Source organism: Paraburkholderia sp. RL17-368-BIF-A, assembly GCF_046054045.1.
In the GTDB taxonomy this organism is placed as follows: domain Bacteria; phylum Pseudomonadota; class Gammaproteobacteria; order Burkholderiales; family Burkholderiaceae; genus Paraburkholderia; species Paraburkholderia graminis.
The window spans coordinates 52,836-65,929 of record NZ_JARESN010000022.1; the positions used below are offsets into that span (position 1 = coordinate 52,836).

Consider the following 13,094-nt stretch of genomic DNA (forward strand, 5'->3'; position numbering starts at 1 on the left):
TATGCGGCAAGGTTTGATGCTTCGATGCGGCAGCGCCTGAAGCGTCTGAAGCTCAACGCCCTCGACCCAAAACCGCTCAATGCCGCAACGCCCGCCATTGCCCAGGCGCTAACCCAAACCGTCGCGTGAATGCGTGCGTATAAGCGCTCTGATCGCCGAAACCGATGTCGAGCGCGATGTCGGCCAGCGAAAGCCGCGGATCGGCGAGCAGCGTGAGCGACGTATCGAGCCGCAGCCGCTGCAAATAGCGATGCGGCGTTTCGCCGAACGCGTCGATAAAAAGTTGATGGAAGCGCCGCATGCCGAATCCGCAATGCGCGGCAAGGTCGGCAATACGCAGCGGTTCGGACAGATGCGCGCGCAACCAGCGGTCGATCCGCGCGAAGTCGAGCCCGGCCGCGGGCGCTTCCGCGCCTTGGATGCCGGCGCCGGCAATCAACGCTGCGCCGAGGCGCGCAGCCGCGTCCCAATGAAAACGCCGCACATCGAGATCGTCCGCCGGCGCGTCGTGCGTGTCGTCCACGCCCTGCGCCGCGTGTGACGCAATGCGCTGCACGAGTTCGGTAAACGGCGCATCGACGACAACAGCCCGTGCCCGGTCGAACAATCGCTCGGGCACGGCGAGCGTCGCGGCCGGCAAGTCCAGCACCAACTGCCGGTTTTCGCCGAGCCCCGCGTAATCGTGCCGCGCGCCTGCTGGAATCAGCCACGCGCAGCGCGCGTCGATTCGTTGCGCGACGCCGTCCACCGCCATCACCATCGCGCCGTCGAGTCCGAGCACGACCTGGTGGAAGTCGTGCACGTCCGACGCCTGCGCCGCGCCGAAGCGGCGCAGCGAAACGCTAGGTGCGGTAACGGCGGCGTGCGTCATCGAAAATCAGGCAACAGACCAGCGGCGAAACGGATGGCCGAAGCCTCAAACGTCGAGCAGTTCGACTTCGAACACGAGCGTCGCATTCGGCGGAATCACGCCGCCCGCGCCGCGCACGCCGTAGCCGAGTTGCGGCGGAATGGTCAGCTTGCGCGTGCCGCCGACCTTCATGCCTTGCACGCCTTCGTCCCAGCCCTTGATGACCATGCCGCCGCCCAGCACGAACGCGAACGGATCGTTGCGATCCTTGCTCGAGTCGAACTTCTGGCCGTCGGTCAGCCAGCCGGTGTAATGCACGCTGACGGTCTTGCCAGCAACCGCTTCCGCGCCCGTTCCTTCAACGATGTCTTCATACTTCAAGCCGGATTCGGTAGTCACAGTCGACATATGTCGCTCCTTGGTTCACAAACGTAAAACCGACATTGTAGGCGCGTTGACGCAGGCCAGTCGAACAGCGCGGCGTGGCACGCGGATTGCGGCCAGCAATAGCCATCCGGCCAGGCTGGTGGCGTCCGGTGGCATGCCTATAATGGGACTTTCCCAATCATGATGCATTGCCTGAGAGGTCGATCGTGACAACGTCTACAACGGGAACGGCCGGGGCAACCGGGACCCAGCCGGCGGCTTCCGCGTTCGCCGTATCCGAACGCACCGCGCATCTGCGCGCCGAAGCCGCGCTTTTCATGCGCGACCATGTGCTGTCGCTCGTGTCGCACGACCTGCGCGGTCCGTTGAACGCTATTCATAGCTGGGCTTATGTGCTGGAACGCAAGCTCGATCCCAACGATCCGAATTCGCAGCGTGCGGTGACCGGCATTCGCAACGGTGTCGATCAACAGGTGAAGTTGCTCGAAACGGTCGTCGACGCCACCCGCGCCGAAACGAAATCGCTCGCGCTCGCGTATGCGCCGTTTCCGCTGCATCCGCTGCTCGACGAAACCGCGGAAGAAGTGCGCTCGGGCCTCGCGCGCACGCGCGGCGTCGAAGTCGTCGTCAATTCTCAACTCGGCACCGAGCAACTGAATGGCGACCGCGAGCGCCTCGCCGCCGCGTTATGGATGATGCTCACCTTTGCGGTCGAATCGAGCGCGCAAGACTCGGCTGTCACGCTTGAAGCGCGTGCGGATGCAACGGCCTGGCATGCCGCGGTCACGTACGAGGCGAGCGCCGCGCTGGTCGATGCGTCGCTGCCTCATCTGCTCGAAGCGTTTGCGCGGAAGCAGGCTCGCGAGCCGCGCGAAGCCAATCGCATCGCGTGGGTGCTCGCGCTGTGCAAGCGCGTCGCGGAAGCGCATGGCGGCGGCTTCGAGCAACAGGACGCCACCGACGCCGCTCCCGCCACCCTGTCGTTGCGCGTTCCGTTGAGCGCCCCGGCAGCGCGATGAACGCTTGCAGCGCTTACGGCGCTTACGGCGCTTACGGCACATACTCATGGCACGCGTCATCGGCGATTAACTTTTCGACGAGCTTTCACCCTCTATACTGACAACTTTTGTTGCCGGAGCCCGCCGCTTTGATCCAGGTTGTCGCCCTTCTCGGGGCATTGCTTCTCGTCGCCCTCAACGGTTTTTTCGTTGCCGCCGAATTCGGCCTGGTCAAGTTACGGCAGACGCGCGTGCGCAGTCTCGCCGAACACCACGGCATGCGCGGGCGCCTGCTCGCCAAGGTGCATGGCCGCCTCGACGCGTATCTGTCCGCGTGTCAGTTGGGCATTACGCTCGCCTCGCTCGGGCTTGGCTGGATCGGCGAGCCCGCGTTTGCCGAACTGCTGACGCCGCTCTTCAGCATCGCCGGTGTGCAGTCCGAGCAGTTGATTCACGGCATTTCGCTGTTCTTCGCGTTTTCGTGCATTTCGTTTCTGCATATCGTGGTCGGCGAACTCGCGCCGAAGTCGCTCGCAATTCGCGAAGCGGAAAAGGTCTCGCTATGGGCCGCCACGCCGCTGTACGGTTTTTATTGGGCGATGTATCCGGCGATCTGGCTGCTCAACACGAGCGCGAACGCGGTCCTCAAACTCGCCGGCCTGCACGCGGAGCATGCGCACGACTCGCACTATTCGACCGACGAACTGAAGCTCATCCTGCGCAGCCGCCGCAATGTCGCGTCGGAGCGCGGCGCGCCGGAAGACGCGTACAGTCAGGACGAGTGGAACACCATCGCGCATTCGCTGGATTTTTCGCGCATGACCGTGTCGGACCTGATGCGTCCGGCCTACGAAATGATCGGCCTGCGCGTCGATCTGCCGTTGCGTGAAAACATGCAGGTGGTCGCGCGGCATCGCTTCAGCCGCTACCCGCTTTTCGAGGATGCGTCTGGCGAACGCGTGGCCGGCATGATCCACCTGAAGGACTTGCTGCTCGCGCGCCATGCCGGCAGCACGCTCGACGATCTGTCGCACTACGCGCGGCCCGTTCAATACGTGAAGCCCGATATGCCGGCACTCGAACTGTTTCGCCGGTTCCGCAAGGGCGCGCCGCATTTCGCGCTGGTGGGCCACAAGAATTCGAAGCCCATTGGTTTTCTCACGCTCGACAATCTGCTCGGCGCGCTAGTCGGCCAGATTCACGACGAATTCCGCCAGGGCGACGCCGACTGGTCGCGCATGGACGACGGCACGTTGATGGGCAAGGGCAGCTTGCCGGTCGTGTCGCTCGAACGCGCATTGGGCATCGACATCGACGAAGGCAAGGCCGAATCCGTTGGCGGCCTCGTGATTCAGGCGCTCAACGATTTGCCGACCGAAGGGCAGCGCGTCGAATTCGACCGCTTCGACGTGGTCGTGAAAAAGATGAAGGGACCGCGCATCGTGCTCGTGCGCGTGTACCCCAAGGTGTTCGACGACGAAGGCGGTTAGCGAAAGCGCTAAACCCGCCATCAACTCCGCGGCACACCGTCTTCAACCAGCACCGCAATCGGCATCGCGGCGAGCGCATCGCGCAGACACAACAAGCCGTTCTCATCGACCTTCGGCGCGGCCGGACTCAGCCAGTCGAAGAGCGCTCGCGCGGACAGATCGGCGGGCATCTCGACGGCGGTGTCCTGCCACTTCTCCGGGTCCACCATCGGCAGATCGCCTTCGCCGCCGAGCAGCCCTGCCGCAAGCCGGCTCGCGACGACAACCGCCCACGCATTGCCATGCCGCCGCGCAAACGCGATCACATTCGACGCATGCGCGCCGCGCACGGTCAGCGGCAGATAAGTGCCCTGGCTCAGCAACTCCGGCAAATGCGCGCGCAGCGCGAGCACGCGCTGCACGACCGCGAGCTTCACGCGTCCGTTGCGCCACGTCGATAGAAATTCGGACGGCGGCGTTTGCGCGAGCAACGCGGCGCGCGCGTCGAAATCGACTGGCCTGCGATTGTCCGGATCGACGAGGCTGAAGTCCCACAACTCGGTGCCTTGATAAAGATCGGGAATCCCAGGCGATGCAAGCCGCAAGACGGTCTGCTGCAGACTGTTGAGCGCGCCGGCGCGCGAGATGCGTGCGACAAACGCGGCCAGTTCATGGAGGAACCCGTCGCGCCGCTGCGGCGCGAGAATGTCGAACAGGAAGTCGCGGCAACCGGCTTCGTAGGCTTCGTCTGGCGTGAACCAGTTGGTTTGCAGCTTCGCCTCGCGCAGCGCCTTCAACTGCCATTGCGCGACGCGCTCGGCCAATGCCTTGACGCCCGCCTGGTCGTCGGGCTGCAGGTCGGGCGGCCAGCAACCGACCAGCGTCTGATACAGCATCGCCTCGGCGGCGGGACCTGGCGCCCAGTCGTAGCTCGTGTCCTGGCCGACGCTGCTGATCGGCTTGCCGTCGAGCGAGCGGCGCTGCGGCGCGTTCAATGTCGACCATGCGCGCAACGTCGCCGTCCACTCGTCCGGAATTTCGCTCAGCACCGCGAGCCGCGCGCGCACGTCTTCACCGCGCTTGTGATCGTGCGTGGCGGTGGTCAGCATTGCGTGAGGCAATCGCTGCGAGCGCTCGACGTTGCCCGCGTGAAACTGCTCAACCGACAACGCAAACTCGCCCGGATCGGCGCCGACTTCACACCGCGACAACAGCCGGCCATAGCGATAGCAGGCCGTGTCCTCGACGGCCTTCGCGGCAACCGGCGCGGTCAACTGCGAGAACAGCGTTTGCGCGGTGCGCCGCGCGGAGCCGGCGTGATTGGGCGGCGCGCCGTTCTGGCCTTGCTGCGGCTGACTGTGGCGCGCGCTCTGCGTGTCGTCGACGCCGCCGCCGAGCCACGCATCGACACGTTCGAGCACGCCATGATCGGCGCGCGAAAGCGTCGCGCGCGCGCCCGCCAGCGCCTGTTCGAAGAACACGTTGTCGGCGGCGCTGCGCAAGCCGCTTTGCGGATAGATGCGGTACACGGGAAAATGCACGACCAGTTCGGTCAACACGCGGCGCAAGCTGGTGAACGTGTAATCGCGTGTGGCCAACGAGTCGCGCGCAATGCGATGCAGCGCGCGCGCCGCGCGGTCGAGTTCCGCCGACAGATTCTCCCCGACGATCTTGCGCCGCGCGGCCAATGCCTCGTCCGCGAAATTCGGGCTGCGGCCCGTGAGTTCGGCCCACGCGTCGGCAAGCGGCTCTGCACCTGCCGGGTCGTGCAGAAGCGCGCCCACGTCGTTCATGAAGTCATAGCCGGTCGTGCCGTCCACCGGCCAGTCGTCGCGCAGCGGTTCGCCGCGCGCCAGAATCTTTTCGACGACCACATACGGCGTCGTATCGCGCAATTCCGTCAGACGTTGCCGCAGCCGCTGACAGTACTCGCGCGGCTCGGCGAGGCCGTCGACGTGATCGATCCGCAGACCGTCGATCACGCCTTCCTGATACAGACGAAAAACCAGCGCATGCGTCGCTTCGAAGACCTCGGGCCGTTCGGCGCGCACGGCGGCGAGCGTCGAGATGTCGAAGAAGCGCCGCCAGTTGACTTCGTCGGCGGCGGTGCGCCACCACGCGAGGCGGAAATGCTGGCGTTCGAGCAGCCGATGCAGGCGGTCGCGCGTCAGCGGATCTTCGGGCGAATAGGTTTGCAGCGCGAACTGAATCGCCGACTCGCCGTTTAGCGCAACGAACTCGCGCAGCATCTCGCGGCCTTCGGCGGCGCGCGGCTGATCGGTGGGCTGCGTCGTCAGTCCCTGGAAGCGCTCAGCAAGCGCGCTGAGATCGGCGCGATCGGCGCTTTGCAGGATCGACGGGTAATCGACCGGACACACCGGAAACACGTGCGGTCCGTAGCCGACATAAAAGCGCCCGCTGTCCGCGGCGAAATGCAGCGCGATGCGGCCCGACGCCAGTTCGTCGCCATACGGCGCGCCGAGCGTCGGCAGCAGCACCTTGCCGCGCAACGCCGGATCGGGCGAATGCCAGTCCACATCGAAGTGACGTGCGTACGTGCTGTGACGGCCCCATTCGAGAATATCGAGCCACCACACATTGCTCGAGCCGCCGACGCCCATATGGTTCGGCACCATGTCGACGATCAGCCCCATGCCGTGCGCGTGCAATTTTTCGACGAGGCGCTTCAGGCCCGCCTCGCCGCCGCATTCGGCGCTCACATGCGTGTAATCGACGGTGTCGTAGCCGTGCATCGAACCGGGCTCGGCCGTGGTGATCGGCGACGCGTACACATGGCTGATGCCGAGCGCGGCGAAATACTCGACGTGCTTCGCGGCATCGTCGAAAGTGAAGCCCCGATGAAACTGGAGGCGAACAGTGGAGCGTGGGACGGTCATGGCGTATCAGGCTCCGAAGCGGTATTGGCTGAAGGAGTGGAAACGGTTGCGGCGCTGCGCGCCCGGTCGACTGCGAGCAGCCGGTCGCAGAAGGCGTCGTCGAGAAACATTTCGTCGATGGGCAGATTCATGCGGCGGCGCCAGTTCGGATGCTCGTCGATCGAACCGGGCAAGTTCGGCTGTTCGCTCTGCGCGAGCAGGTCTTCGAGCGGAAACGTGACGAGCGGGCCGGGCGTTGCCGCGACAAAGGCGAGGGCTTCGTCGACGGGCGGGCTCTCGAGCGGCGGCGCGTCGACATCCGGCGCGGCCACGCCGGCTTCCTGGAACGCGCGCCACAAGTCGGCGCGGTCGCTCGCGCGCTCTTCCTGCGCGGCTTCTTCGGGATCGCGGCCATCGGGGCGCGCCATCGTCTGGCCGATCTTGTTGCGCCAGCTAATGTCGCTGCCGGCCCACCAGCCGGCGACGGTCGGCAGATCGTGCGTGGTCGTCGTGCCGACCGCATTGCGGTCCCACGCCTGCGGCGGCTTGAAGCCTGTGCCGTCTTCGCCGCGTTCGAACCACAGCACACGGATGCCGGCAATGCCATGCTCGTTGAGCCGCTCGCGAAAGCCGGGCGGCACGGTGCCGAGATCTTCGCCGATCACAATCGCGCGATGCCGCCACGATTCGAGCGCGATCAGACGCAACTGGTCTTCGAGCGGATAGCGCAGATACGCGCCGTTGCGCGCGCTCTCGCCTTCCGGCACGAGCCATAGACGCCGCAAGCCGAGAATATGATCGATGCGAATTCCGCCAGCGTGTGCAAAGGCGGCGCGCAGCATGTCGATGAACGCGGAGAAGCCTTGCGTGCGCATCGCGCGCGGCGAGAACGTGGTGAGGCCCCAGCTTTGTCCCGCCTGATTGAAGAGGTCGGGCGGCGCGCCGACGGACACGCCTTGCAGCATGTCGTCGCGGTAGGACCATGCATGGCTGCCCGCGCTGTCGCATCCCACGGCGAGATCGGCGATCACACCGACCGCCATGCCCGCTTCACGCGCCGCGTGCTGCGCGTGCGACAGACCTTTCGCGGCAAGCCATTGCAGAAAGAGATGAAAGTCGACTTCATGGCGATGCGCTTGCGCGAACGCATCCACTTCCGGGCTGCGCGGATCGCGCAATGCTTCCGGCCAGTCGCGCCAATGACCGTTGCCGCCTTGCGCGAGTTGCGCGGCCTGCAGTGCTTCGAAGCGCGCATGATCTTCGAGCGCTCGTCCCGCGCGTTCGCAAAAGCCGTGAAATTCGAGCGCGCGCGGCGTATCGGGCGTGCCGTCGTGGGCCCGCTCATGCGCGCAGAAATTCTCGAACAACGCGCGCAACACCTTCAGCTTCAGCACGACCGCCTTCGGCCAGTCGATCAGCGGCAAGCCTTCGAGTCCGGTCCACGCATCCGCGGCTTGTGCGGATTCCATCGCGGCGCGCGCAGCATCCGCGCCGAACACCGCTGCCGGATCGATATGCGTGACGTTCAACCACAAACGCGACGACGGCGAATACGGACTGAAGCGGTTCGGCTCCGCGCTGAACATCGCGTGCGTCGGGCTCACGGCGAGCGCATGCGCGCCGCGTTTTGCGCTCTCCGTCGCAATGCGGGCGAGCGCCGAATAATCGCCGATGCCGCCGTCGCCCACGCGGCGCAAGCCATACAACTGGGCGGCCACACCCCATAGCGGCGGCGCCTCGGCGCGCTCGTCGTCACGCAACGTGCGCCATGCGTCGGCGACGGTATAGCAGCGCGACGGCGCGATCGCGAGCGTCACGCGCTGTTCGTGAATGACGAGCGTGTGATAGCCGGGTTCGTCGATGGGCGCGAGCAACGCCTCTTCGCCTTTGGGCGCGGTAAAGCGTCCGTCGATGATGGAGCCGCTTTCCAGTTCGATGCGGTAATGGCTGCCCGACTTGAGCGCGGTCGCGGGCAACGCAATGCCGCGCCCGACTTCGGCGGTCATCAGCGGCGGCAGTTTGCGGCCCGACAATTCGGCGTCGAGTGCGGCCGCGCTTTGGCGGATCTGCGTCGCGTTGCCGCACGGCAAGCCCATGCGTTCGAGCAGAACCGCGAGCGTCTTCTCGGGCACGCGATGTACCTTGTGATGCGCGTCTTCCCACTCCACCTCGAAGCCGGCGCGCGCCGCGAGCGTGTCGATGGTATCGCCAGAGCGTCGGGTACTCACGAGCGGCGCTCCTCTTTCCCGACTATGCGAGCATCATGACCGATCGCATAGTCGTTGATGTCGCCGGTCAGCCACGCGACGAACGCATTCGGCGGCAGCACGTTCGCGTCGATCTGCTCGCGCACGCGCGGCGGCGTTTCGAAAATGACCTTGCCGGCAGGCACATCGTTAAACGGCACGCTTTGCTTCGACAGATTGAGCGCGAGCGACAGCGTCTCGCCATCGCCGAGTTTCCAGCGTGCTATTAGCGCATTCGCGTCCGTGCCGTTTTCATCCACAAGCACCGTTGCGTTGAGCGCCTTGCCGTGCTTCAGACGCGGCGTGATCAGTTTTGCGCGTACCGTCAGCGCGGATTTGTAGAAGTGCATCCAGTCGAGGCGGTCTTTTGCTTCGTCATCCTGCGCAGTAGAAGACGAGGCGGTCAAGGGCTCGGGCGGCGACGATGCGGCAAACGTCTTCACGTCGTTCGGATCGGGAATCTGCGCGCGACGCTTTTCGTCGCTGAACGACGAGAAACGCGCGAACTCGCGGCGACGTCCTTCGCGCACGGCGTCGGCGAGATCGCCGGTGTAATCGGTGAAGAACAGGAACGGCTGCGTCGAGCCGTATTCCTCGTCCATGAAGAGCAGCGGAATTTGCGGCGACAGCAGCAGCAAGCCGGTGGCCGCGCGCAAGGCGTCGTCCGACGTGAGCTTGCGCAGACGCTCGCCGAATGCGCGATTGCCGATCTGATCGTGATTCTGCAAAAACATCACGAACGACGTGGGCGGCAAATGCCCGCTCGATTCGCCGCGCGGCGCGCCGTCGTGCAGCGGCGACGGATCGCCCTGATACGCGAAGCCCTCGGAGAGCACGCGGGCAAGACGGCGGATCGGCTGATCCTCGTACGCGTGGTAATAGCCTTCGGTCTCACCGGTCAGCAGCACATGCAGCGTGTTGTGCGCGTCGTCGTTCCATTGCGCGTTGAAGTGGTTCTCCAGCAGGCTTGCACTGTTGTGCTCGTTTTCCAGCACCAGATGCACATGGCGGCCATGCTGCACATGGGCGCGGATATGATCGGACAGCTCGCGCAGCCAGCGCTGATTGTCGATCGCGTGAACCGCGTCGAAACGCAGGCCGTCTATCCGGTATTCGTTGATCCAGTAGACGGCGTTGTCCATGAAAAAGTCGCTGACTTCACTGCGCTCGAAGTCGATGGCCGGGCCCCACGGCGTATGCGTGCCTTCGCGGAAAAACGAGCGCGCGTATTCGTGCAGATAGTTGCCGTCAGGGCCGAAGTGGTTGTAGACCACGTCGAGAAACACCATCAGGCCGAGACCGTGCGCGGCGTCGATCAGCGCCTTCAGTTCCTCGGGGCGGCCGTATGCGGAATCGGGCGCGTAGGGCAGCACGCCGTCATAGCCCCAATTGTGCTTGCCCGGAAAGTCGTTCAACGGCATCAGTTCGATCGCCGTCACGCCGAGCGCCGCGAGCGCGGGCAAGCGTTTTTGCACGCCCTGATAGCCGCCCATCGCACCGACGTGCAGTTCGTACAACACGGTTTCTTCCCACGGCCTGCCATGCCAGTCGCAATGTTCCCAGCGATAGGCGCGCGGGTCGATGACTTCGCTCGGACCATGCACGTCTTGCGGCTGAAAGCGCGACGCCGGATCGGGCACCGCATTGCCGTCGTCGAGACGAAAGCGGTACAGCGTGCCCGCGCCGCTCTCGACGCTCGCTTCGAACCAGCCGTTGCCGGCCGGCGTCATTTCATGCGCGCCTTGCGCGGCGCCGTTCTCGATTTCGACCTGCACGCTTTTGCACGAAGGCGCCCAGAAACGAAAACGCGTGCGCGGATTCGCGCCCTTGGGCCCGAGCAATTGCGCGCCGAACGGCAGGCAATGCGCGTAATGATGCGCGTGAGGATCGATTGGATGTTCGGACATGACTCTTCACCATTCGGTTTTGCTGTCGGATTGCTCACGCATCGTTCGCAAACGGATGCTCGCCCGGACGCGGCGGCAACGCCGTCAATAGCCGCTGCCCGTGCTGCGCGCCGGCTTTCCAGCCCGCTTGCCAGTCGGCTTCGCCGACCGGGTGCGCGGCGAGTATCACGAGCCCGCGAGCGGCCACTTCCAGATCCATTGCGGCGAGCCGGTGCGGGGCGCCTTGCGTATCCGCAGTGTCTAACAGCACGTGCCATTCCAGGTGCGGCGGAGGCGGTGTAAAACGCAGAGTTTCCGCGCTCGCGTTGAGCATCATCAACAATACTTCGGTTTCGCCGTTCAGACCTGGGCCCGCGCGCCGCAAGGTGAACGCGCGGCCTTCCGGGTCTTCCCATGCTTCGATCGTCAGCGGCTCGCCGTTTTCGTCGAACCAGCCGATGTCGAAAAGACCCGGCAGCACTTCGCGGTCGCCGAACAGAAAACGCGTTTCGCGCAACAGCGGATGCTGCTTGCGCAGCGCCACCACGCGCGCGACGAAATCGGTCATCTGGCGTCCGTCCGGCGAATCGGCGCGTTCCCAGTCGATCCACGATATTTCGTTATCCTGGCAGTACGCATTGTTGTTGCCGTTCTGCGTACGCAACGATTCGTCGCCGGCAAGCATCATCGGCGTGCCGAGCGCGACGAACAGCGTCGCCATCATCGAGCGCGCCACGCGTTTGCGTGTCTCGAGAATCGCGGGGTCGTCGGTGGGTCCTTCGACGCCCCAGTTGCTGCTGCAGTTTTCGTTATGGCCGTCGCGGTTGTCTTCGCGATTCGCCTCGTTGTGCTTGTCCTCGTACGCGGTCATGTCGGCGAGCGTAAAACCATCATGCGACGCGACGAAATTGATCGACGCCCACGGCTTGCGAAAGCGGCGGTTGAAGAGATCGGCGGAACCCGTCAGGCGCGCGGCCAGGTCCTGGCGCAGGCCCGCGTCGCCGCGCCAGAAGCGGCGCACGGTGTCGCGGAAACGGTCGTTCCATTCGCCGAAACCCGGTGGATGGTTGCCGAGCTGATAACCGCCCGGACCGATGTCCCACGGTTCGGAAATCAGCTTGCGTTGCGAGAGGACCGGGTCCTGGCGCAACGCGTCGAAGAAACCGGAGCCTGGATCGAAACCATGCGGCTCGCGCCCGAGCGTCACGCCGAGATCGAAACGGAAGCCGTCGATGTTGAACGCGGTCGACCAGTAACGCAGCGAATCCATCACCATCTGCAACACGCGCGGATGCAGCAGATTGACCGTGTTGCCGCAGCCCGTGTCGTTGATGTGATGCCGCTCGTCGCCGGGAATCAGGCGGTAGTAGCTCGCGTTATCGAGACCGCGCCACGAAACGGTCGGGCCCATTTCGTTGCCTTCGCACGTGTGGTTGTAGACCACGTCGAGAAACACTTCGATGCCGGCCGCGTGCAACTGGCGCACGGCAATGCGCATTTCGTCCAGCCGGTGCGTGCTCAGATACGACGGCTCGGGCGCAAAAAACGCCGCCGTGTTGTAGCCCCAGTAATTGCGCAGGCCGCGCTCGACGAGAAAGCGGTCGTTCAGAAACGCATGAACGGGCAGCAGCTCGACGGCAGTCACGCCGAGCTTCAGCAGATGCTCGATAAATTCCGGCGACGACAGCGCGGCAAACGTGCCGCGCTCATGCTGACGCAGATCGGCGCGCAGCATCGACGCGCCGCGCACATGCGTTTCATAGATCACAGTTTCGCCCCAAGGCACATTCGGGCGCTTGTCGTGCGACCAGTCGAACGCTTCGTCGATCACCACGCATTTCGGCATGGCAGGCGCGGAATCGCGCCGGTCGATGGAAAGATCCGCGCGATTCGAATGCACGCGATAGCCGAACAGCGCGTCCGACCAGCGGAATTGCCCGACCAGTTTGCGCGCGTACGGATCGAGCAGCAGCTTGTGCGGATTGAAGCGATGCCCGTGCTGAGGCTGATACGGCCCATGCGCGCGAAAGCCGTAAGCGGTGCCGGGATGCGCGTTCGGCAGATAGCCGTGCCAGACCTCATCGGTGCATTCGGGCATCGGGTAGCGTCGGATTTCCTTGCGGCCGGTGGGATCGAACAGACACAGTTCGATTTTCTGCGCGTTCGCCGAGAACACCGCGAAGTTGACACCTAGACCGTCCCAACTCGCGCCGAGCGGATACGGCGAGCCGGGCAGAAGCCGGTCGGGCATTGCATGCGACATGGTTCCCCTTCCTTGTTCTGATTCGATGGAGCGCGAGCGCGGTGCTTCATGCGACGAGCGCGCGGCCTGTCATCGCACAGGCCGCGCGCTCGCCTTCTGCGGACTCGGGCGGAATCGGG

Annotated in this window: 8 protein-coding genes; 2 read left to right on the top strand and 6 right to left on the bottom strand. The window is 64.8% G+C overall.

The window, feature by feature from the left end; translation table 11 throughout:
• Positions 1-76: 76 nt before the first annotated feature.
• On the bottom strand, positions 77-871 hold the full coding sequence (locus tag P0D87_RS27915; protein ID WP_053859687.1) for an AraC family transcriptional regulator: 795 nt from the start codon (positions 869-871) through the stop codon (positions 77-79).
• Positions 872-916: 45 nt separating this feature from the next.
• The gene (locus P0D87_RS27920; protein WP_006047612.1) at positions 917-1,258 is read right to left on the bottom strand and encodes an FKBP-type peptidyl-prolyl cis-trans isomerase; all 342 of its coding nucleotides are present in this window, start codon (positions 1,256-1,258) and stop codon (positions 917-919) included.
• Between the two features lie 185 nt (positions 1,259-1,443).
• Between P0D87_RS27920 and P0D87_RS27925 the strand changes: the two genes are divergently transcribed.
• A complete protein-coding gene (locus P0D87_RS27925; RefSeq protein ID WP_053859686.1) occupies positions 1,444-2,256 on the top strand; it encodes a sensor histidine kinase in 813 nt (270 codons plus the stop codon).
• A 128-nt stretch (positions 2,257-2,384) separates the two neighbouring features.
• Entirely contained in the window at positions 2,385-3,725 is a 1,341-nt protein-coding gene (locus tag P0D87_RS27930) for a hemolysin family protein (protein WP_006047614.1), read from the top strand.
• Between the two features lie 20 nt (positions 3,726-3,745).
• Here P0D87_RS27930 and treY read toward each other — a convergent pair whose 3' ends face one another.
• Genes treY through glgX form a run of 4 tightly spaced genes read right to left on the bottom strand, consistent with a single transcriptional unit; the run spans position 3,746 to position 12,975 of the window.
• Positions 3,746-6,601, bottom strand: coding sequence for a malto-oligosyltrehalose synthase (gene treY, locus P0D87_RS27935; protein WP_053859685.1), 2,856 nt, complete (start codon positions 6,599-6,601; stop codon positions 3,746-3,748).
• Positions 6,598-8,808 (bottom strand): 4-alpha-glucanotransferase, encoded by a 2,211-nt coding sequence (gene malQ, locus P0D87_RS27940; protein ID WP_006047616.1) that lies wholly within the window; start codon positions 8,806-8,808, stop codon positions 6,598-6,600. Before malQ ends, treY begins: the two co-directional genes overlap by 4 nt.
• Positions 8,805-10,733, bottom strand: coding sequence for a malto-oligosyltrehalose trehalohydrolase (treZ, locus tag P0D87_RS27945; protein WP_171800692.1), 1,929 nt, complete (start codon positions 10,731-10,733; stop codon positions 8,805-8,807). Before treZ ends, malQ begins: the two co-directional genes overlap by 4 nt.
• A gap of 34 nt (positions 10,734-10,767) precedes the next feature.
• On the bottom strand, positions 10,768-12,975 hold the full coding sequence (glgX, locus tag P0D87_RS27950; RefSeq protein WP_006047618.1) for a glycogen debranching protein GlgX: 2,208 nt from the start codon (positions 12,973-12,975) through the stop codon (positions 10,768-10,770).
• Positions 12,976-13,094 lie beyond the last annotated feature (119 nt).